We start from the raw sequence: 21,927 nt of genomic DNA, 5'->3' as shown, positions 1-21,927 counted from the left end.
GAGGATTCCGATGAAGAGTTTCAAGGTCGCCGATTTCAAGGCGCCGCTGCAGGAGTTCGACGAGGCGACGCCGCAGCCCACGGGCACGCAGGTGCTGATCAAGGTCAAGGCCGCCGGCGTCTGCCACAGCGATCTCCACATCTGGGAAGGCGGCTACGATCTCGGCCACGGCCGCAAGCCGTTGTCGCTGAAGGACCGCGGCATCAATCTGCCGCTCACCATGGGGCATGAGACCGTCGGCGAGGTTCTGGCCTTCGGTCCTGATGTGAAGCCGACCGATCAGGCCGGTCTCAAGCTCGGCGATGTCGGCCTCGTCTATCCCTGGATCGGCTGCGGCAAATGCGCGACGTGCCACGCCGGCGATGAGAACATGTGCCTGACGCCGCGTTCGCTCGGCGTCTATTGCGACGGCGGCTATTCCGACCACATGCTGGTGCCGCATCCACGCTATCTGCTCAATCTGAAGGGACTAGATCCCGCCACGACCGCGCCCTATGCCTGCTCGGGCGTCACCACCTACAGCGCACTGAAGAAGGTCGAGCAGCATTTTGACAAGCCGATCGTGATGTTCGGCGCCGGCGGCCTCGGGCTGATGGCGCTGTCGCTCTTGAAGGCCATGGGCGGCAAGGGCGCGATCATGGTGGACATCGACGCCAGGAAGCGCGAAGCGGCGGAGAAGGCCGGTGCGCTTGCGACCGTCGATCCCAAGGCTCCGGATGCGCTGGAGCAGCTAGCGAAGAAAGCGGGCGGCCCGATCCACGCCGTGATCGACCTCGTCGGCAACCCCGCGACGACGCAGCTCGGCTTCGACTGCCTGACCAAGGGTGGCAAGCTTGTCATCGTCGGCCTGTTCGGCGGCGGCGCGACCTGGGCCTTGCCGCTGATCCCGATCAAGGCGGTGACGATCCAGGGCAGCTATGTCGGCAATCTGCGTGAGACGCAGGAGCTGCTTGATCTCGTTCGCAGCAAGAACGTCGCCCCGATTCCGGTGACGAAGGCGCCGCTCAACAAGGCCAACGAGGCGCTGGTGCAATTGCAACGGGGCGCGGTGGTCGGGCGCACGGTGCTGATGCCGTAGCCAGCGTTTTTGTTTCTCGTCATGGCCGGGCTTGTCCCGGCCATCCACGTCTTGGCGCGGAAACGGTACTTAGACGTGGATGCCCGGGTCAAGCCCGGGCATGACGTTGAGAGAGCAGGAATCATTCATGTCCGCAAATAACGCCTTCCACATTGCCGTGCTCGCCGGTGACGGCATCGGTCCCGAAGTCATGGCGCCAGCACTCGAAGTGTTGCGCAAGATCGAGACGAAATCGGACTTGCGCTTCCGCTTCACCGAGGCGCCGGCCGGCGCCACCAACTATCTCGCCACCGGCAAGTCGATGCCTGAATCCACCGTCAAGCTGTGCGAGGAGGCCGACGCGATCCTGCTCGGTGCCTGCGGCCTGCCGTCGGTGCGCTACCCCGACAACACCGAGATCGCGCCGCAGATCGAGCTGCGATTCATTTTCGATCTCTACGCCGGCGTGCGGCCTGCACGCCTCATTCCGGGCGTGCCGAGCCCGATCGTCGGTGCCGACAAGCGCGGCATCGATCTCGTCGTGATCCGCGAGTCCACCGAAGGCCTGTTCGCATCGATGGGCAAGGGCGTGGTCACGCATGAAGACGCGCGCGAGACGCTGGTCATCACGCGCAAGACCTCGGAACGGCTGTTCGAGTTCTCTTTCCGCCTCGCGGAGCGGCGCAAGGCGCGCGGCAAGCCGGGGTCGCTTGCCTGCGTCGACAAAGCGAACGTGTTCAAGGCGTTCGCCTTCTTCCGCCGGATCTTCGACGAGGCCGCCAAGCGTCATCCGGACGTGAAGACGGATCATCTCTATGTCGATGCCTGCTCGGCGATGCTGGTCAAGCGCCCCTGGGACTTCGACGTGATGGTGATGGAGAACATGTTCGGCGACATCGTCTCCGACATCACGGCCAGCCTCATCGGCGGTCTCGGCATGGCGCCGTCGGCCGACATCGGCGACAAATATGCCGTGTTCCAGCCATGCCACGGCACCGCGCCTGACATCATGGGGCAGGGCAAGGCCAACCCTACCGGCATGATCCTGTCTGCGGCGATGATGCTCGACTGGCTTGCCGACAAGCACGGTCTTGAGAGCGCCGCTGAAGCCGGCGAAAGAATCGAGCGCGCAGTGGATCAGGTCTATGCCGGCGGGCTCAAGCCGATGGAATTCGGCGGCAGCAACGGCACGGCCGATATCACCAAGGCGGTGCTCGCGGCGCTCTGAGGAAGGTACGAGCAAGGCCGATGGATGCTATCATTGTGGTCGACATGCAGGTGGGTCTCTTGAATGGTCCGCCAAAGCACGATCTTCAGGGCGTGGTTCAACGCATCAATTTGCTGACCGCGATGGTGCGTGAGAGATCTGGCAAGGTCATATGGATTAGGCACTGCGGCAAACCGGGCGATAGTTTTGAGCGGGACACCGAAGGGTGGTCATTTCTGCCCGAACTAGCTGGTCACCCAGACGACGCTGTGATCGAGAAGACATTGAATGATCCGTTTGTTCGAACCGGGCTGCAAGGCACCCTCGCCCGAATTGCGCCGGATCGGGTCATCGTCAGCGGCTGGGCGACCGATTCCTGCGTCGACTCAACGGTCCGTTCGGCCATATCAAACGACCACCACGTCGTTGTCGCCAGCGACGCTCATACAGTGAGCGATCGGCCGCACATGGATGCCACTGCCGTAATCAGGCATCATCATTGGGTCTGGAGCGACCTCTTAACAAATTGCTCTGTTCGCATCGTAACAACCGGCCAGATTCTCGACGAAGCCGCTTCCTAGAAACATGTGCCTGGTCCGCTCCAGGGCACGAGCGGCTATTGTCTCTCCGATCGTCCGCAAAGCGTCGTTCAGGCCCGCATTCCGATCGCAGGCCGAAACGGCGGGTCGCTCCCGGGCGAGGGCGCCGGGGCATAGTGATCGAATTGCATCGTGAAGGTTGCGCGGCCCTTGCTCATCGAGCGCAGGTTATTCGCGTAGCCAAACATGTTGATCAGCGGCACCATCGCGCTGATGACGGCGGCGCCGCTGCGAATGTCTTGCCCCCGGATCTGTCCGCGCCGCAAATTCAAGTCTCCGATGAGGAGGCCGATACACTCCTCCGGGGCCACCACCTCCACCGTCATGATCGGCTCGAGCAGCAACGATCCTGCCTTCTGAAGCGCCTCTCGGAGCGCCGCACGTGCGGCGATCTCGAAGGCGAGTGCGGAAGAGTCGGTGTCATGATATTTGCCGTCGATCAGCTCGACCTTGATGTCGACCACGGGGTAGCCGGCCACCACGCCTGCGGGAAGCACACTCTCGATTCCTTTTTCGATGCCGGGGATGTAGTTTTTCGGCACCGCGCCGCCGGTGATCCTGGACTCGAACCGGTAGCCCTCGCCAGGCTGGTTCGGCTCGACACGCAGCTTGACGGCCGCGAACTGGCCTGAGCCGTCCGACTGCTTCTTGTAGGCATATTCCACCTCGGCCGGTCGCGTGATGCACTCACGGAATGCGACCTGCAGCGCCCCAACTCTGGGATCGATGCGGTAGGTGCGCCTGAGGATTTCGAGCTTGGCGTCGAGATGAAGTTCGTTCGCGCCCTTCAAGATGATCTGCCCGGATTCGGGGTCGATCGACATTTCAAACGCAGGATCTTCAGCCGCGAGCTCCGCCAGCGCAATGCTGAGCGTCTCTGCGTCGGCCTTCGACCGCGGCTCGATCGCGACTTCGACCAGCCTCGGCTGCGGCGACGTTTCTTTCGTCGTGACATACAGATTGGTTCTGGGTTGGCCGGACTTCCAGTTCACCCATTCCTTAGCGTCACGGTACGAAACAAAGTCGGCGATCGGCAGATCGGTTAGGTTGGCCCGGCGTTGAATGACGCGCCAGCCGCCTTCTTGAAGGCGATCGATAATGAAGGATTCCACGGGCAGGTCGGGCATTTGACGTATCAATCCTCAACAGGATCTATTCCGGTCTCCGGCGTGACCGAACGCCGGGACTACTTCCCTCTAAACTGCGGCCTGCGCTTTTCCATGAAAGCCTGCCGGCCTTCGCGAAAATCCGCGCTGTCCATGCAAGCCGTGCCGATCGCCTTGATCGCGTTCATGTCGCGGGCGCTCTCATCCTTCAGCACTTCGGCGATGGTGATCTTGGCGGCCTTGATCGCGAGCGGCGCGTTGTGCGAGATCGTCTCGGCGATCGCCATGGTCTCGCCCCAGAGCTGGTCGTCCGGGATCACGCGTTCGACGAGGCCGATGCGCAGCGCCTCGGCGGAATCAATGCGCATGCCCGTGTACATCAACAGCCGCGCCCAGGACGGGCCGACCAGCGACACCAGGTGGCGCAATCCGTCAAAGCCATAGGCGATGCCGAGCTTCGCCGCCGGAATACCGAACTGACTGTCATGCGCCGCGATGCGCATGTCGGTCAGCATCGCAACCTGCATGCCGCCGCCAAGGCAAAAACCCTGGATGCAAGCGATCGTCGGCTTGGGGTAATCGGCGAGCAGCGCGCGCTGGGCGGCGCTGCGTTTGCCGTATTCTTCGGACGCAGCCGCGTTGTGCCTGACCTTTTCGAACTGGCTGATGTCGGCGCCCGACACGAAAGCCTTGCCGCCGGCACCGCGCAGGATCACGACGCGCACTGAATCGTCGTCGCGCAAGGCCGTCAACGCCTCGCCAAATCCCTCCCACATCTCCAGCGACATCGCGTTGCGCTTGTCGGGATTGTTGAAGGTGATCACGCCGACGCCGTCTGTGATCTGCTTGAGGATCTTGCCGTCGGCGTAGGGAGTAGCTTGGGACAGATCAGGCATCGCGCGCTCGCTTCTCGTTGGGCGAGGCGCAATGTGCGGCCGGGCGAAGGCCCGGGTCAACCGCGGCGGGGGATGCGGTCCTGCATCCGCCCGTAGCGGGATTGCATGCCTACTGCGCCATGTGCGCGGTCAGCGGATGGTTGCCGGCATTGCTGAAGAACGCAGCTTCCTCGGCGGTCGCCTCGAGCAACTGCTCGTCCTGGTTATAGACGTCGTTGCGGAACTGGACGGTCTGGTCCTTGGTCATCCAGGCCGTGAGATAGATCCAGGCCACCGGCACCTTCCTGGCCATGGCGACCTCCTGGTGCTGGCCGGTGGCGATCGCCGCGTCGATCTCGGCGCGGGTCCATTTCGGCTGGTCCTTGAGCAGCCAGGCGGCGAGATCGCGCACATTGTCGACGCGCGAGCAGCCGTGGGAATCGAAGCGGTAATCGTCGCTGAACAGGCTGCGCTGGTTGGTGTCGTGCATGTAGACGGAATATGAGTTCGGCATGTCGATCTTCACCGCGCCGAGCGCGTTGAACGTGCCGTTCTGCTGGCGCACGGTGAAGTTCGGCGCGTGCGTGCCCGACCAGTCGACCGAATGCGGATCGATCGGATTGTCGTGGCCGTCGAGCACCTCCATGTGCATGCGGGACAGATAGGTCGGGTCCTTGCGCATATGCGCTGATATCTCGGTCTTGGCGATCGAGGAGGGCACCGTCCAGGTTGGATTGAGCACGACGCCGGTGATCTGGGCCGTCAGCGTCGGGGAGGGCTTTTCGGTCTTGCCGACGATGACGCGATAACGCCGCACCACGACGTCGTTCTCGACCGCCTCGGCAAAGGCGGCCGGGATGTTGACCACGACATAGCGCTGGCCGAAGCTGAAATTGGTGTTCTCGAGCCGCTCGAGCGAGGCCTCGAGTTGGCGGATGCGCTTCTGCACGGGGACGTTCATGGCGGTGAGCGTGCGCGGCGTCATCGTGCCGGTCGGCGCGAGACCGTGGCGGGCCTGGAAGCGTTTCACGCCGTCGGCGAGGTCCTGGTCGAACGCGCCGGTCGTCTTGTCGGCGGCGAGGTCGTCGGTCAGGATCAGGCGCTTGCGAAGGAGATCGTCATTGGCGCCCGGAACGCCGAGCGCGAACTTGGCGTCAGCGGGGATCGTCGGCCAGCCGCCGCGCACCGCGAGATCGGAATAGCTCAGCGCCGCGTCCTTGATCCGCTGGGCGGTGCCCTCGTCATAGGTCGGCTCGTGCGTCAGCGCGAGCGCGGCGGCCGAGCGGCTCTCGGCGGTTGACGCCGGTGCCGCGACAGCGGTTTTGGGGGCAGGGGCGTGAGCCGGGTTGGCGGCCGTGGGCACCGTACCGGACGGTGCGGCGGGTTTGGGGCTGGCCTGACCGGTCGTCTCTGTCTGCGCGAATGCGGTGGCGCTGGCGAGGAGGCCCGCCGCGAACAGGTTCATGGCAACGATCACGGCATGGCGTTTCGACATTTGTCTGGTTTTCCCCAAGAGAACTAGGCGAGAGAACTAGGCGAGAGAACGAGGCCCGAACGGGCACTCGCATTGGCAATTCCCGGCCACCCAAGCTGTGTGTGCCGATTCGCTGAAATCGGCGGGACCCTAGGGTAACAGGGTTACGGTCCCACTAAGCATGGCGCATCGAGCCCCCACGCGCCGGCGCCAAGGCTCTCGGTTTGGTCGCAGCAAGGCCGGGAGGGGTTCGCGAAAAATCGCGATCGATGGCGGTCAAACGCCGCTGGAGCACAAAGAAAAAGGGGCGGCCACGCCGCCCCAAGAGACAAAGGCCGCGCGCTGGCGGCGCGCAGACCCCATCTGATCTCGTCAATTCCGGCCTGCCAGGCACCCGCCCAATCCAGCCGCGTCCCCGCGACGCGGCGGATTGAACATTGGCCGTGAAGGCCAGGCCGTCGACCGGCTCAGTCTTCGTTCGCTGCGATCGATTCCATCAGCGAGACGAGCTGACGCTGCACCGTCTGATCCTTGATCTTGCTGTAGGCGCGCAGCAGGCGGAGGCTGAAAGCCGAGTCCAGGAACAGGAGGCTTTCGACTTCGCGGGCCTTGTTGTCGCCGTCATAGAAGAAGGTCACGGGCACATCGAGGGCGGTGGCGATCTGCTGAAGCCGAGCCGCGCCGACGCGATTGACGCCCTTCTCGTATTTCTGGACCTGCTGGAAGCTGACCCCGAGCTTTTCGCCGAGCTCAGCCTGCGAGATCTTCATCTCGACGCGCCGCAGACGGATGCGCTTGCCAAGCTCGATGTCCGGCTTGCCGGCACTGCGCTGCTTCATTCTCTTCGCCGCTGCTTTCATCTTCGTTTTCACCTTTGTTCTTCGGTTGAAAATCCCCCGAAGAGCTGGGTCAGGGGTTCGCCCATATACGAGTCCTTGAATTCATGCGGGTGCACGAACTCCTCCTTAAACCACGGGAAGCGAGCCGGATTGAAAGCCTCGATCAGCCAGTCAATCATGTGCCGCACGCGGGGAATCCGGCCGCTACCAGCGTGGTAGGACAACCAGATATCCAGCGGTCGGTTCAACTCGACCTCCAGTGGAATCAACTTCCCGCCAAGCGCAATGGCATAGCTCGGGAAGACGCCGATGCCGGCGCCATTCGCGACCGCCCAGTAGTTGGCGCTTGAGACGTTGGTCTTCATGACCAGAAGGTCACGTTCCGGAACGCCCGGGAAGAAGCTCTCAAAGGTTTCCTTGGCGGCGATCTGGTCGGCGAATTGCAGCACCAGGCGGTGCTTGATCAACTCCGCAGCCGAGCGCGGCGCGCCGTATTTCTCGATGTAGCTCTTGGAGGCCCAGAACATCAGGTGCATGCGGCCGAGCCGCACCAGCTTGACGTCGAGCGCCGACGGACGCGACAGATGGATGGCGACGTCGGCCTCGTGACGTGAGACGTCGGCCGAGCGCATCGCGCAATGCAAATCGACCAGCACATTCGGATAGGCTTGCTGGAATTCCACCAGCCGCGGCGCGAGCCAGAACGTGCCCAAACCTTCCGTGACCGCGACGCGGACCTCGCCGGTGAGGGCATTGGCGGTCGAATCGCTGGTGCGCAGCACGTCGAAGGCGGCCGCCTCCATGCGCTCGACGGCGGAGACCACCAGCGCGCCTTCATCGGTCAGATGAGTTCCGTGGACGTCGCGGGTAAACAGGGTAGTGCCGGTCTGGCGCTCGAAATCGTCGATTCGGCGGCGGACAGCGTTGATCGACAGCGACAAGCGTTCAGCCGCCGAGCGGAAACTGCCGCATCGAACGACTTCCAGGAAAATGCGGGCCGCGTCCCAATCGGACAGGCCGCTGATGTTTGTCTTTAGGCGTTCCTCCAGTGGAACGCCCCTTTCCGCCAAGGAGTGCATACAAGTCCCTTCGGGCCGGTAAACTGGCAGAATCTAGCGCAAACCACAACCACGACGGGTTGGGGAACGGTGAGTTTTGAACGCCATACTTACCGCGCCCGCAGTGGTATTTGAGTGTGCTAAGGGTTGGGAATCGGGCTCGTTTTTGCCTGGAAGAGGGGTACACGTGCGTTCCGTTGCGAGCCTTACCATGGCTGCGGGATTGCAGGGTCCATGCGGACCGCAAGCTGACGTGCGAGATGTCGCGCGTTCGCGTGGGATGGATCAAGCGCGTTGGTCCAAGCATTTTTGCTTTGACCGTTCCGGCTTACGCCGCGGAGCGATGCTGTCCGGAACCCAAGTTTCGACGCGGAAACATATTGAAATCGTCTTCGAGGGCTCGGACTCCTCGTGCTATCCTTCATTCGCTTTGAGGGCCGAGGGCATTGTTACAAGCACGTCTCGCAGCCCGAATTAACGGAAAGAACTCCGGTGTCGCATTCAGACGAACAATTGCAATCGGTGCTCGAGACGCTCGAGGAGTGCCGCAAGGTTCTCAACGAGAGCAATAGCCGTGAATCGGCTGAGCTACTCTCGATCGTCATCCTCGATGTCAGGATGAAGCTCAAAGGAATTGACAGTGCCGACCTCAAGGCGCTGTGCGACGAAATGCTGCGGAGCGCTGCCAGCGAGCCGCTGCCCCCCTCCAAGCAGACGCAGGACCAGCCCCGGCGTCCGCTGCTCCGCGTGGTGAAGTAGCCGCGCCGCCTGATCTCGCTTTTTGGCGAGCTTTGTGCGCGTCCCGATGCCGCATCTGTGATCACAGGCGGCATCGGGAGGAGCCCAGTTTGATCGCGCCAGTTTGATCGCGTCTGTTTGATCGCGCCTCTGTTGCGCATTCCCCGGCATCGGCTACACCAGAGCCGGTTCGGCTCCGGTCATGAGCGCAATCCCCGCGCGCTGGCCCGAGAGCCCGGGATGGCTCCGACTGCATCATGCAAAATGTCTCGATTACGGCGGCGATGATCGCCGGCCTTGTCAGCTTCCTCTCTCCTTGCGTGCTGCCGCTGGTTCCGCCCTATCTGATCTATCTCACCGGCGCCACGATCGAGCATGTCGAGAGCGGCGAGCCTGAAACGGCCTCCAAGCGCGCGATCATGATGGCGGCGCTGCTTTTCGTGCTGGGCTTCTCTACGGTGTTCGTGGCGCTCGGCGCCAGCGCCTCGCTTGTCGGCGGGTTGATCCGCGCCTGGTCGGCCGAGCTGTCGATCCTTGCCGGCATCGTCATCATCATCATGGGCCTGCACTTCCTCGGGCTGACGCGCATCGGCATCCTGATGCGTGAAGGCCGGCTCCCGATCCCCAAGCCCGTCGGGCTCTGGGGCGCCTATATCATGGGACTCGCCTTCGCGTTCGGCTGGACGCCCTGCATCGGTCCGATCCTCGCTGCGATCCTCTCGATTGCCGCAGCTGAGGCGACGATGACGAGGGGCGCAGGGCTGCTTGCAGTCTATTCCGCGGGCCTCGGCATTCCCTTTCTGATCGCGGCGCTGATGATCGAGCAGTTCTCGACGTTGTTCGCGCGCATGAAGGGCCACCTCGTCAATGTCGAGCGCGCCATGGGCGTGCTGATGGTGATCACCGGCATCGGCTTCCTCACCGGCGCGGTGTCGAATGTCAGCATCTGGCTGCTCGAGACGTTTCCGGCGCTACAGACGATCGGGTAGGGCGGCGGACTCTCCACATGGTGGGGGTGTCGGGAATGAAAACGAAAGTCGCTTCTTTCGATCGTCGTTGTCGCCTAATAGCCCTTTTGCCGAAGTCCTCGCACGCGAATGCTATTGACGCACAACAATGATCTAAGATTGTATTGCGCCCGGGCTTGAACTGCTCTCGAAAGAGCTGGAAGGGTGACCGCATGATGCGCACGGCGAGCTGCCATTGCGGACAGCTAAGTCTAAGCGTCGAGGGCGAGCCGGCATTGGTTTCAGCTTGCAACTGTACACGGTGTCAAAGGCGCTCAGGAAGCGCATTTGCCCTAACCTCGCGATGGAGCAAGAGCCAAGTAAAGGGACGCTCCGGCAGCAGCTTGACCTATGCCCGAAAAGGCGAGTCAGGCGGGAACGTCGAATGCATTTTCTGCCCGTTATGTGGTTCGACCGTGAGCACAGCTCTTGAGCTCTTGCCGGACCTCATCGGCATTCCGGTTGGATGCTTTGCCGATCCGACGTTTCCTGAACCCAAGGTAGCCGCTTGGTGCGAGTCTAGGCTTCAATGGGTTCAGTTCCCTCGGGGAGTGCTCCTGCTGCGCGACCAGAGTCGGCCCATGGAGAACCAATAGGCATAGTCTCCGCACGCGGTGCGGGTGCGTTCACCGCGTCTCGTCCAGCGCGCAGATCACGGTGCAAACCACGCCGCGCGGCAAAAAGTCCACCGTCGCCTCGCCGCCGAGCTGGTCGCGCGCGCTGCGTTCGATCAGGCGTGAGCCAAAGCCGCGCTGCACGGGCGCCGTCACCAACGGGCCGCCGATCTCGGTCCAGATCAGCCGCAGCCGCGGCTTCGGTGCATCGGCCATGACCTCCCAGTCCAGCGTCACCCGGCCGGTCTCGTTGGAGAGTGCGCCGTATTTCGCGGCGTTGGTCGCGATCTCGTGCACGATCATCGACAGCACGACGGCAAGCCGCGGCGACAGCGGCACGGCCGGACCGGCCATCCGGATCCGGTCGGGATTGGCCAACAGGAACGGCTGGAGCGCACGGGCAATCACGTCCCGCAGCTCCGAGCCCGCCCATTTCTCCTGGCTGAGCAGATTATGCGCTTCCGCGAGCGCACCGAGGCGTCCCTCGAACTTGGTCCGCTCGTCCCGGCTGGCGCTGCGAAAAGTCTGCACCGCGATCGCCTGCATCAACGCCAGCGTGTTCTTGACGCGGTGGTTGAGCTCCTCGACCAAGAGATTGTGCAGCATCTCGCCGCGCGCGATCGTGGTGGCCATCCTGACGGCGAAGGTGAGGCCGACCAGCAGCAGCACGCCGCCGATCAGGCTGGTGATCGCGATGTTGCGCCAGAGCGGGGCGATCAGCGAGCTTTCGGGGACGCCGGCGGCGACCGTCCAGCCGGTCAGATGCGATCGCGTATAGGCGGACGCGAGTGGAGTACCGTCGAGCGACACCGATGAGAGCGCAGCCTCGTTGCTGCGAAACATCTCGGTGTAGAGCGAGGGCGAAGCGCGCTTGCCGAAGGTTTCGCCTGGATTGGGCACGCGGGCGAACACGGTGCCCGTGGTGTCGAGCAGGGAGACCGTCCATTCCGGGTCTGGCCGCTGCTTCTCGACGAGGTTCTGGAAAATACCGATGGGCGGACTGAAGCAGAGGTCGTAGACCACTTCACCGTCGCGGAACACCGGAACCTCGACGGTGAGCACCTGCCGATGGTTGTAGGCGCCGTTGAACAGGTCGGAATATTGCGGTGCCTTGGTCGCGAACAACTTCTCCACGATCGTCATATTGCTGCGTGGCGGCAGGCTCGCGGTGTCTTCCGATGTGGAAGAAAACAGGATGCGTCCCTTGCTGTCCGAGATCAGCAGCAGGCCGCCCTTGCCATACTGTTCGAGGAAGCCGAGCGCGATACGGCGAAAATTGGCAAAGTCGTCGTCGCGCAGCGAGTTCGTGAGCGCCAGCACCTGCAACCCGCCGGTCATCCGCTGCACTTCGGAATCCAGCACCAGGCGCATGCTGCGCACGTTCTCCAGCACGCGGCGGGTCGCGTCGCCGCGGTCCTGCTTGTAGTTGTAGAACGCGATGCCGACCGCGAAGACGATCAGCGGCAACATCGTTCCCGTGACCAGGAGAGCGAGCCGGACCGGCAGGGTGAGCTTTGACAAACGCGGGCGTCCCGGTTCCAGCGCTTGTGCGCCGGTGTATGATTTTGAGAGAACCATACGGACAGGACGCGCACGGCGCCACGATTTTCGGATGGCTCCAGCAGGCCGAACGGAGTTTTTGCGGCGCGGTTGCTAACGCCTCAGCTCATGTTGATGGCGGTGAGCAGCAGGCATACCGCGTACACGGCCGCCAGGCTGAGCCCGGCGATCCAGGCCTCTCGATGCGATGTCATGTGATCAACTTCGAGAAACGATCGCTCCTTCAACATCCCTGAAAAGTGACGTTCCCGGCGGATAGGAACTAATTGCTAGTTTTTCCCGTTTGCAATTCGACCGGGTGAGGAACACCCGGCAATTGGAGGAGGAGAGAATGAAGCTGAGGATCGCAACCGCGGCAGTGATGATTGCTGCATTTTCGTTGCCGGCGTTCGCGGCCGACGAGTTCTACGTCGTGCAGGACGTCAAGACCAAGAAGTGCACGGTCGTCGACAAGAAGCCGACGGAGACGAGCATGACCGTCGTCAGCCCGTCGGGCACGGTCTACAAATCGCGCACTGAGGCCGAGAGCGGCATGAAGACCGTCAAGGTCTGCACGTCAAACTGAGGAGGATGCAAATGCCAGTCTTGATCCTATGGGCCGTACCGGCCGTGCTTGTGATCGGCGGCGGCATCTATCTGATCGGCCACTTCCACTGAGCAGCAAAAATCGATCGGGCTCCGCGATTGCGCGCGGAGCCCGATGCAACAAATGTCAGGAGCGTCAGAGATTGCTCTCGGTGATCGCGGCGTAGACCATGCTGCGCAGCTCGCGCCGGAGTGGATAGGCGCTCGACGGCAGCACCTGGGTCATGAAGATGGTGATGAGTTCCTCGGCCGGGTCGATCCAGAACGAGGTCGTGGCTGCGCCGCCCCAATTATATTCGCCGGGGCTGCCTGCGATCAGCGTCTCCGCGGGGCGCATCGTCACCGCAAAGCCGAGACCGAAGCCAATGCCGTTGTAGGTCGCCTCGGAGAACAGCGAGCGCGACACGTCAGGCAGTGCCTGTCCGCCAGGAATGTGGTTGGTCGTCATCAGCGCCAGCGTCTTCGGCCCGATCAGCCTGACACCGCCAAGCTCGCCGCCGTTGAGCAGCGCACGGCAGAAGGTGAGATAGTCCGCCATGGTCGAGCAGAGCCCCCCGCCACCGGAAATGAGGGAGGGCGGCGAGAGGAACGAGCTCTTGGTCGGGTCGTCCTGGAGGGTCAGGCCCTCGCGGCGCTGGCCGGCATGCATGGTGAATCCGCCGCCGGGATCGGCGTTGTAGCAGGCGGCGAAGCGATGCGCCTTCGAGGCCGGGACGTAGAAGTCAGTATCGGTCATGCCGAGCGGATCGAGGATGCGTGCTTTAAGGAACTGCTCGAACGGCATCCCCGAGATCTTGCCGACGAGATAGCCGATCACGTCGGTCGCGACCGAGTAGTTCCAGGACTCGCCCGGCGAGAATTCCAGCGGGATCTTTGCCAGGCTCTCGATCATGCCTTCGAGCGTGCCTGATTTCTCGACCTCGCCGATCTTCTCGGCGCGATAGGCGGCATCGACATTGGAGCGCTGCTGGAAACCGTAGGTCAGTCCTGACGTGTGGCGCAGGAGATCGACGATCAGCATCGGCCGGGACGGCGGCCGGGTCAGAAAGTTGGGGTGGGTGCCGGCGACGAACACGCCGAGATTCTTCCATTCCGGAATGTACTTTGCGACAGGCTCGTCGATCGCGACCAGGCCTTCCTCGACCAGCATCATGAAGGCGACGCTGGTGAGCGGCTTGGTCATGGAATAGATGCGGTAGATGGTGTCGTCCTTGATCGGCGCCTTGCGCTCGACGTCGGCGAAACCCTGCACCGAGTTGTGGGCGATCTTGCCGCGGCGGTAGACCAGGAGATGCGTGCCCGGGAAACGGCCGGCATCGATGTACCTGACTTTCAGATGGGCATCGACGCGGTCGAGCGCGGCCTTGGACATGCCCACGGATTCGGGCGAGGCGGGGGTAGGGGCGAGCATCAGTTCCTCCGGGCAGATTTGTTGGACGTTGATAGCCGAAATGACGACCTTAATCCAAGCGGGTCGCGCTTAACGCGAGGCTGCCCGATGGTGTAGGCTCCAGGCTGGAATGCCTCCAAAACAGCCCGGCCGGGCCAACGAGAAAATCCAGGGCAAACGCACCATGACCCAGTTCAATGAGACCGAACTCACCGAGGCCGTCGTCAAGAGTTTCGACAACGCGCCCAACCCGCGCGCGAAATTCCTGCTCCAGGAATTAGTGAAGTCGCTGCACGATTACGTGAGCAAGACGGGTCTAACCTTCGAGGAATGGGAATACGCCATCGATTTCCTGACCCGGACCGGCCAGAAATGCACCGACACCCGCCAGGAATTCATCCTGCTCTCCGATGTGCTCGGCGTCTCCATGCTGGTCGACGCGGTCAACCATCGCGACCGGGGTGGTGCGACCCAGACCACGGTGCTCGGCCCGTTCTATGTCGGGGAGCACAAGGTCACCGCCCATGGCACCGATATCTCGCCGAACAATCTCACCGGCGAGCGGATGTTCGTGCAGAGCCGCGTCACTGATCTCCATGGCAAGCCGCTCGCGAACGTGCCCGTCGATGTCTGGCATGCCGACGACGACGGCTTCTATGATTCCCAGAAGGCAAACTATGACGAGGTCGGTGCTTCCGCGCGAGCGCGCTTCATCACCGACGGCGACGGCCGCTTCTTTTTCCGCACGATTTTACCTTGCAGCTACCCGATTCCGACGGACGGGCCGGTGGGCGAGATGATCGTGCAGACCAAGCGCCATGCGATGCGCCCGGCACATGTGCACTTCCTGGTCAATGCCAAGGGTTATGAGCCGCTGATCACCCACGTCTTCATGGATGGCGACAAATATCTCGATTCCGACGTGGTGTTCGGGGTCAAGGACGATCTGATCGCCAAGGTCGAGCCGCGGAACGACGCTGAGATGCCCGACGGCAGCAAGGCGAATGGACGGTGGCACCTGATGACCTACGAATTTCACCTCAAGCCTGGCGGTGGCATCGCGCCGAAGCCGCTGGGGACGAAGGCCGCCGAACCGGCGTAAGGGGCGCAGGCCCCGCTTAGCGCGCGTGCAGCAGCGCGAGCAGGGCCACGACGACGCAGGCCAGCGTTACTGTCGTCAGCTTCCAGAACAGCAGCGGGTTGCGCTCGATCAACGGCGTGGTGCGCGTGCTGAGATAAGCTGAGTTGGGGTTGCGGAGTTCGTAGGTGAACTCGAACAGGTCCTCGTGGCGCTTGTTCGGGTCGGGATGTAGCGCTTTCCGCAACGCGCCATCGATCCAGATCGGCACCGCACGGTCATCGTGGCTGGCCGGACGATATCTCAGCTTCCAGGCGTCCGATCGCCCCCTGATGCGGGCAAGCTGGGCGCCATAGGGCAAGGTCCCGGTCAGCATCTGGTAGCAGATGCTCGCGAGCGAAAACATGTCCGATCGCGGCGAGCCGCCTTCGCCGAGAAAATATTCCGGCGCTGTGTACTGGACCGTGCCGAGCATCTCGGCATCACCAGGATTGGGGGCTGCCTCGGCGACGCCGGCGACCTTGACCGCGCCGAAGTCGATGATCTTCGCCGTGCCTGTCTTGTCGATCAGGATGTTGTCGGGCCTTAGGTCCTGATGCAGCATTTCCATGCGATGGAAGGCGCGCAAGCCCGCCGCGACCTGGTCGACGATGCCGCGCACCGTCTCGAGATCGGGACGTGGATTGTCCAGCATCCATTGCCTCAGCGTTTGTCCCTCGATGAATTCGGTGGCGACATAGAGATAGTTGTGTCGTTTGGACCGCGCGCGCGGCTTCAGCACGTGCGGGCTGTCGATCCGGCGTGCGATCCACTCCTCCATCAGGAAACGCTTCAGATAGGCGGGATCGTCGCGCAGGTCGACCGACGGAATTTTCAGCGCGACCATCTCCTCGGTCTCGGTGTCGACGGCAAGGTAGATGTGACTGCGGCTAGAGGCATGCACTTCGCGGACGATGCGATAGCCGTCAAACAATGCGCGTGGCTCCAGCAGGGGCGGTAGCGGCAGTTCGGCCGCGCCGCCGAAAATATCGACTGAGCCTGTTTGCGGCACCTCGTCGATGCGCAGGATCTGCACGGTGATGTTGTCGTCGCTGCCGCGCCGATAGGCTTCCTCGACGATGGCTCTTGCCGCAGCGTCGAGATCGTCTGCATACGTTTCGAGCGCACCCGTGACGAAGCGATGATCGACGAATTCGTAGGCCCCGTCCGTTGCCAGCAGGAAGATGTCGCCCGGCTCGACCTGAAGGGCCTGGTAATCGATCTCGACCTGCGGATTGATCCCGAGCGCGCGGCCGAGATAGGTCTGCTCGGACGAGACGATGATCCGGTGATCCTCGGTGAGTTGCTCGAGGGCCTTGCCGGCGACACGGTAGACCCGGCAATCGCCGACGTGGAAGATATGAGCTGTTGTGGATTTCACGACCATGGCCGTGAGGGTGCAGACGTAGCCCTTGTCGCGATCGTAAGCGTATTGGCTGCGCCGCGTTTGCGCGTGCAGCCACGAATTGGTCGCTTCCAGAACGCGACGCGCCGAAGTCTTCACGGTCCAGGATTCGGAGGTGCAGTAATAGTCGGTCAGGAAGCTCTTGACCGCCGACTCGCTCGCGACCTGGCTCACCGCACTGCTCGAGATGCCGTCGGCGAGCACCACCGCAATGCCCTTCAGGCCGAGCAGCGGCTCGCTGGGGATCAGCGCGCCGTGAAAATCCTGGTTGACCGGCTTGCGCCCCTTGTCGGAGTGCTGCCCGATCGACATCTTCAGCCCGCGGCCCATCCTCGCCACCAATGCAAAGGGAGCTTCACCCTAGCAGGCGAAGCTCCCTCTTTTGAACAGCGATCGCTCAGGCCGCCGCGCGTGACTGTGCCTTCGCCGCCACTTCGCGCTTCGGCTTCGTCAGCACGTGCGTGGCGTAGAGGGTCAGGCCGGTGAAGGCGAGGCCGCCGACGAGGTTGCCGAGCACGGTCGGGATCTCGTTCCAGATGAAATAGTCCAGGATCGAGAACTTGGCGTGCAGCATCAGCCCCGACGGAAACAGGAACATGTTCACCACCGAATGCTCGAACACCATGTAGAAAAACACCAGGATCGGCATCCACATCGCGATCACCTTGCCGGGGACGGTGGTCGAGATCATCGCGCCGACCACGCCGGTCGAGACCATCCAGTTGCAGAGCATGCCGCGGATGAACAGCGTCGCCATTCCGGCCGCGCCATGGGCGGCATAGCCGAGCGTGCGGCCTTCGCCGATATTGCCGATGGCCGTGCCGACCTTGTCGGGCTCCTGGGTGAAGCCGAAGGTCGTGACGAAGGCCATCATGAAGGCGACGGTGAGGGCGCCGGCGAAATTGCCGGCGAAGACGAGGCCCCAGTTGCGCAGGACGCCACCGAGCGTGACGCCGGGCCGCTTGTCGATCAGCGCGAGCGGGGCGAGCACGAACACGCCGGTCAGGAGGTCGAAGCCCAGCAGATAAAGCATGCTGAAGCCGACCGGAAACAGCAGCGCGCCGACGAGCGGCTGGCCGGTGTTGACGTTGATGGTGACTGCGAACCAGGCCGCGAGTGCCAGGATGGCGCCGGCCATATAGGCGCGGATGACCGTATCCCGGGTGGACATGAAGATCTTGGATTCGCCTGCGTCCACCATCTTGGTGACGAATTCCGAAGGCGCGAGATACGACATCAATGGTTCCTTTTGCTTCGTAGGTGAGACCGACACGCCCTCGGGAGAGAGCGTGGCTGAGCGTCATGGGCCGTGCGGACGGTTCTGCCCCGCACGAGGGCTATGGGAGGTCTGGAAGCCTTGGGAATCGCGTCACGAGGACTGAGCCGGGAAGGCTGCGAAGCAGTGGAGCTTCCTGATGCAGCCGCCAGAGGCTGCAACGATGCGGCAAGCCGCAGTCTTCGTTGACACCGATAGATAAGCAAGTTGCGTGCCGCGTAAGCGCGCGATAAAATAGAAGTAATATCAGTTGGATAGTGCTTGGCCCGAGCCTTCTTTGACTGGGTCCGCGGCCCGTTGCATAGGCGGCTGCATAAGATTTGTGCGGCGCACACGGAATGAGCAATCAGCAAATTTCGCGTGCGCGGCAAGCCCGCGACAGAAGGGCGCGGGCTGCATAATTGTTTGATTATGCTGCTGTTTTGTTGATCGCGGCCTTGGCATGAAGCTTGAATGGTTCCAAGCCGACGCCATTGAAGCCGTCCCGCGAGACTTCTCATCCGAATTTGCTGACGCCACCCAGGCGGGGGTCTCCCCGTCGCGCGTTCGCATGCGCCATTTTCGGGCGTGACGGACGGACGGGCTGCTCGTGCGCACTGATGCAATCATTCGCAACGACGCAAAGGACGACACCAGACATGACCAAGCGCATTCGCCGGCCCTCCGACAATGGCATCAGCCGCCGCCGGTTGCTGAAGGCCGCCGGCTCTACCGCCGCTCTCCTCGCCGCCGCCAAGCTGAATTTCCCCGCCGGTGCGTTCGCGCAGGATGCGGGCCCAGAGGTCAAGGGTGCCAAGCTCGGCTTCATCGCGCTGACCGATGCAACCCCGCTGTTCGTCGCCAAGGAAAAGGGCATCTTCGCCAAATACGGCATGCCCGACGTCGAGGTGCAGAAGCAGGCCTCCTGGGGTACCACGCGCGACAACCTCGTGCTCGGCTCCGAAGGCAACGGCATCGACGGCGCGCATATCCTCACTCCGATGCCGTATCTGATCTCCTCAGGCAAGGTGACGCAGAACAACCAGCCCACGCCGATGTACATCCTGGCGCGGCTGAACCTGAACGGTCAGTGCATCTCGGTCTCCAAGGAATATGCCGACATCAAGGTCGGCATCGACACCGCGCCCTTCAAGGCGGCGCTGGAGAGGAAGAAGGCGGGCGGCAAGGCCGTGAAGGCGGCGATGACCTTCCCCGGTGGCACACATGATCTGTGGATCCGCTACTGGCTCGCCGCCGGCGGCATCGATCCGGACAAGGATATCGAAACCATCGTGGTGCCGCCGCCGCAGATGGTTGCCAACATGAAGGTTGGCACCATGGATTGCTTCTGCGTCTGCGAGCCCTGGAATCTGCAATTGATCCATCAGGAGATCGGCTACACTGCGATCACCACCGGCGAGCTCTGGGACAAGCATCCCGAAAAATCCTTCGGCATGCGCGCGGCCTGGGTCGACAAATATCCGAAGGCGGCGAAGGCGCTGCTGATGGCGGTGATGGAAGCCCAGCAATGGGCCGAGAAGGCGGAGAACCGCGAAGAGGCCGCCGTCATCTGCGCTAAGCGCCAGTGGATCAACTGCCCGGTTGAGGACGTCACCGATCGCATGAAGGGCAAGTTCGACTACGGCACCGGCCGCGTCGTCGACAACTCGCCGCAGCAGATGCGCTTCTGGAAGGACCAGGCCTCCTATCCCTTCCAGAGCCACGACCTCTGGTTCCTCACCGAGGACATCCGTTGGGGCAAGTATGAGCCCGGCTTCGATACCAAGGCGCTGATCGCCAAGGTCAACCGCGAGGACCTCTGGAAGGATGCAGCCAAGGCGCTCGGCGTCGCCGCCTCCGACATTCCAGCATCGACCTCGCGCGGCAAGGAGACCTTCTTCGACGGCAAGGTGTTCGATCCCGAAAATCCGGCGGCCTATCTGAAGTCGCTCGCAATCAAGCGCGTCGAAGTCTGATGGAGCGTCGCGGCCGCCTTTGGGCGGCCGCATCGTCTTAATGCCGGAGAAATTGCGATGAACATGCCTGCCACGAAGATTGAGGTTGAGACTGCAGCGCCTGCGGTCGTTGCCGCGCCTGTTGTCGCGATGACGCCGAAGCGCCCGCCGCGCGCAGAGACCTACGCGCGAATGGCTCGGGAGCTAGCTGTGCGCGTCATCCCGCCGCTGGTTGTGATCGCCTTGTTGACGCTGGTGTGGGAACTCGTCTGCCGCCGCGCCGGCTCGGCGCTGCCGCCGCCATCAAAGGTATTCAAGGACACCAAGGAGCTGATCTTCGATCCGTTCTTTGACCATGGCGGCATCGACAAGGGTCTTTTCTGGCATCTCTCCGCCAGCCTCCAGCGCGTGGCCCTCGGCTACTCGTTGTCCGCGATTGCCGGCATCGCGCTCGGCGTCTTGGTCGGGCAGTCGGTCTGGGCGATGCGCGGGCTTGACCCGCTGTTCCAGGTGTTGCGTACAATTCCGCCGCTGGCCTGGCTGCCGCTCTCGCTCGCAGCATTCCGCGACGGCCAGCCGTCGGCGATCTTCGTCATCTTCATCACCTCGATCTGGCCGATCATCATCAACACCGCGGTCGGTGTCCGCAACATCCCGCAGGACTATCGCAACGTCGCTGCGGTGGTGCAGCTCAACCCGCTCGAGTTCTTTGCCAAGATCATGATCCCGGCGGCGGCGCCTTACATCTTCACCGGGCTTCGCATCGGCATCGGCCTGTCCTGGCTCGCCATCATTGCCGCCGAAATGCTGATCGGTGGCGTCGGCATTGGCTTCTTCATCTGGGACGCCTGGAACTCCTCACATATCAGCGAGATCATCCTGGCGCTGTTCTATGTCGGCATCATCGGCTTCGTGCTCGATCGCCTGATCGCGGGCCTCGGCAAAATCGTCACCCGCGGCACCGCGCAGAACTGAGAGAGAGGGCACATGACCGCCTATCTGAAGCTCGACCACATCGACAAGATCTTCACCCGCGGCGCCGCGACGACCGAGGTGTTGAAGGACATCAACCTGACGATCGAGAAGGGTGAATATGTCTCGATCATCGGCCATTCCGGCTGCGGCAAGTCGACCCTGCTCAACATCATCGCGGGGCTGACGGGCGCCACCACCGGCGGCGTGCTGCTGGAGAACCGTGAGGTCAACTCGCCGGGACCCGATCGTGCCGTGGTGTTCCAGAACCACAGCCTGCTGCCGTGGCTCACCGTGTATGAGAACGTCAGGCTCGGCGTCGACAAGGTCTTTGCCAAGACCAAGACAAAGGCCGAGCGCGATGCCTGGGTGATGTACAATCTCAATCTGGTGCAGATGGCGCACGCCCGGGACAAGCGTCCGTCCGAAATCTCCGGCGGCATGAAGCAGCGCGTCGGCATTGCCCGGGCGCTGGCAATGGAGCCGAAGGTGCTGTTGCTGGATGAGCCCTTCGGCGCGCTCGACGCGCTCACCCGTGCCCATCTCCAGGACTCCGTGATGGCGCTGCATCAGAAGCTCGGCAACACCATTCTGATGATCACCCACGATGTCGACGAAGCCGTGCTGCTCTCCGACCGTATCGTGATGATGACGAATGGCCCTTCCGCGCGCATCGGCGAGGTCTTGGACGTGCCGCTGGCGCGGCCACGCAAGCGACTCGAGCTTGCGACCAACGCCACCTATCTGAAGTGCCGTCAGCGCGTGCTCGAATTCCTCTATGAACGCCATCGCTTCGTCGAGGCCGCGTAAACCCGTGGTTAACGCGTGAAAAGCCTGCGCCCATTTTTGAATCATCAAGCTCAATCCTTGTGCGCCGCACAGGGATTGAGCGAATCGCAAAATTTGCGTGCGAAAAGTGCTTGCAAAAATTTCGGGCAATTCGAATAAGCCGCTGAATTCCCTGTATTTCCTGATGGCGGACAGTTGGCACGGAAGTTGAATTACCTTCTTCGACGCCAACGACGACGTCCCTCAACATCATCAATCAGCATCGTGATCTCGCCACCGGGGCCTGGCCTCGGAGCGCGCCTCCATGCGGAGGCAGAGCCTGCAA

Annotated in this window: 18 protein-coding genes and 1 pseudogene; 10 read left to right on the top strand and 9 right to left on the bottom strand. The window is 62.6% G+C overall.

What is annotated here, in order from left to right:
* The first annotated feature begins 10 nt into the window (after window positions 1-10).
* From M2427_RS06445 to M2427_RS06435, 3 genes are all read left to right on the top strand, one after another.
* Window positions 11-1,078, top strand: a complete 1,068-nt coding sequence (locus M2427_RS06445) for an alcohol dehydrogenase (protein ID WP_280705366.1) — start codon at window positions 11-13, stop codon at window positions 1,076-1,078.
* Window positions 1,079-1,205: 127 nt separating this feature from the next.
* On the top strand, window positions 1,206-2,285 hold the full coding sequence (locus M2427_RS06440; RefSeq protein WP_280705365.1) for an isocitrate/isopropylmalate dehydrogenase family protein: 1,080 nt from the start codon (window positions 1,206-1,208) through the stop codon (window positions 2,283-2,285).
* Window positions 2,286-2,305: 20 nt separating this feature from the next.
* On the top strand, window positions 2,306-2,845 hold the full coding sequence (locus M2427_RS06435) for an isochorismatase family protein (RefSeq protein WP_280705364.1): 540 nt from the start codon (window positions 2,306-2,308) through the stop codon (window positions 2,843-2,845).
* Between the two features lie 68 nt (window positions 2,846-2,913).
* Here M2427_RS06435 and fusA read toward each other — a convergent pair.
* The 5 genes and pseudogenes from fusA to M2427_RS06410 all read right to left on the bottom strand — a co-directional run.
* Window positions 2,914-3,795: pseudogene (gene fusA / locus M2427_RS06430) on the bottom strand (elongation factor G); the annotation flags it as partial.
* A 254-nt stretch (window positions 3,796-4,049) separates the two neighbouring features.
* A complete protein-coding gene (locus M2427_RS06425) occupies window positions 4,050-4,865 on the bottom strand; it encodes an enoyl-CoA hydratase (RefSeq protein WP_280705363.1) in 816 nt (271 codons plus the stop codon).
* A gap of 109 nt (window positions 4,866-4,974) precedes the next feature.
* Entirely contained in the window at window positions 4,975-6,339 is a 1,365-nt protein-coding gene (locus M2427_RS06420; RefSeq protein ID WP_280705362.1) for a L,D-transpeptidase family protein, read from the bottom strand.
* 446 nt (window positions 6,340-6,785) lie between these two features.
* The gene (locus M2427_RS06415) at window positions 6,786-7,157 is read right to left on the bottom strand and encodes a helix-turn-helix transcriptional regulator (RefSeq protein ID WP_280705361.1); all 372 of its coding nucleotides are present in this window, start codon (window positions 7,155-7,157) and stop codon (window positions 6,786-6,788) included.
* A 29-nt stretch (window positions 7,158-7,186) separates the two neighbouring features.
* Window positions 7,187-8,236: a LysR family transcriptional regulator gene (locus M2427_RS06410; protein ID WP_280705360.1), complete on the bottom strand. Its 1,050-nt coding sequence runs from the start codon at window positions 8,234-8,236 to the stop codon at window positions 7,187-7,189.
* 471 nt (window positions 8,237-8,707) lie between these two features.
* Here M2427_RS06410 and M2427_RS06405 point away from each other — a divergent pair, with 471 nt between their 5' ends.
* Window positions 8,708-8,974, top strand: a complete 267-nt coding sequence (locus M2427_RS06405; protein WP_027528892.1) for a hypothetical protein — start codon at window positions 8,708-8,710, stop codon at window positions 8,972-8,974.
* A 236-nt stretch (window positions 8,975-9,210) separates the two neighbouring features.
* Window positions 9,211-9,942: a cytochrome c biogenesis protein CcdA gene (locus M2427_RS06400; RefSeq protein WP_280705359.1), complete on the top strand. Its 732-nt coding sequence runs from the start codon at window positions 9,211-9,213 to the stop codon at window positions 9,940-9,942.
* A gap of 644 nt (window positions 9,943-10,586) precedes the next feature.
* Here the strand turns inward: M2427_RS06400 and M2427_RS06395 are convergent.
* Window positions 10,587-12,044: a sensor histidine kinase gene (locus tag M2427_RS06395; RefSeq protein ID WP_280705604.1), complete on the bottom strand. Its 1,458-nt coding sequence runs from the start codon at window positions 12,042-12,044 to the stop codon at window positions 10,587-10,589.
* Window positions 12,045-12,465: 421 nt separating this feature from the next.
* Here M2427_RS06395 and M2427_RS06390 point away from each other — a divergent pair, with 421 nt between their 5' ends.
* Window positions 12,466-12,699: a hypothetical protein gene (locus tag M2427_RS06390; RefSeq protein ID WP_280705358.1), complete on the top strand. Its 234-nt coding sequence runs from the start codon at window positions 12,466-12,468 to the stop codon at window positions 12,697-12,699.
* A 156-nt stretch (window positions 12,700-12,855) separates the two neighbouring features.
* Here the strand turns inward: M2427_RS06390 and M2427_RS06385 are convergent, their stop codons facing one another.
* Window positions 12,856-14,130: a serine hydrolase domain-containing protein gene (locus M2427_RS06385; RefSeq protein WP_280705357.1), complete on the bottom strand. Its 1,275-nt coding sequence runs from the start codon at window positions 14,128-14,130 to the stop codon at window positions 12,856-12,858.
* Between the two features lie 163 nt (window positions 14,131-14,293).
* Between M2427_RS06385 and M2427_RS06380 the strand changes: the two genes are divergently transcribed.
* Window positions 14,294-15,211 (top strand): dioxygenase, encoded by a 918-nt coding sequence (locus M2427_RS06380; protein ID WP_280705356.1) that lies wholly within the window; start codon window positions 14,294-14,296, stop codon window positions 15,209-15,211.
* Window positions 15,212-15,227: 16 nt separating this feature from the next.
* Here the strand turns inward: M2427_RS06380 and M2427_RS06375 are convergent, their stop codons facing one another.
* Entirely contained in the window at window positions 15,228-16,961 is a 1,734-nt protein-coding gene (locus tag M2427_RS06375; RefSeq protein ID WP_280705355.1) for a bifunctional protein-serine/threonine kinase/phosphatase, read from the bottom strand.
* A gap of 67 nt (window positions 16,962-17,028) precedes the next feature.
* Window positions 17,029-17,868 (bottom strand): formate/nitrite transporter family protein, encoded by an 840-nt coding sequence (locus M2427_RS06370; RefSeq protein WP_280705354.1) that lies wholly within the window; start codon window positions 17,866-17,868, stop codon window positions 17,029-17,031.
* A gap of 677 nt (window positions 17,869-18,545) precedes the next feature.
* Between M2427_RS06370 and M2427_RS06365 the strand changes: the two genes are divergently transcribed.
* The 3 genes from M2427_RS06365 to M2427_RS06355 are packed head-to-tail and all read left to right on the top strand — an operon-like array spanning window position 18,546 to window position 21,623.
* Window positions 18,546-19,862 carry a CmpA/NrtA family ABC transporter substrate-binding protein gene (locus tag M2427_RS06365; protein WP_280705353.1) on the top strand — a complete coding sequence of 439 codons (1,317 nt, stop codon included), beginning with the start codon at window positions 18,546-18,548 and terminating at the stop codon, window positions 19,860-19,862.
* Window positions 19,863-19,919: 57 nt separating this feature from the next.
* Complete coding sequence (ntrB, locus tag M2427_RS06360) at window positions 19,920-20,816, top strand: nitrate ABC transporter permease (protein ID WP_280705352.1); 897 nt, start codon at window positions 19,920-19,922, stop codon at window positions 20,814-20,816.
* A gap of 12 nt (window positions 20,817-20,828) precedes the next feature.
* Window positions 20,829-21,623 (top strand): ABC transporter ATP-binding protein, encoded by a 795-nt coding sequence (locus M2427_RS06355; RefSeq protein WP_280705351.1) that lies wholly within the window; start codon window positions 20,829-20,831, stop codon window positions 21,621-21,623.
* The last annotated feature ends 304 nt before the right edge of the window (window positions 21,624-21,927 follow it).

It is taken from the genome of Bradyrhizobium sp. BR13661 (genome assembly GCF_029892425.1).
Classification (GTDB): Bacteria; Pseudomonadota; Alphaproteobacteria; order Rhizobiales; family Xanthobacteraceae; genus Bradyrhizobium.
The sequence above is the reverse complement of the archived record's forward strand: the minus strand, read 5'-3'. Positions and strand labels throughout refer to the sequence as shown.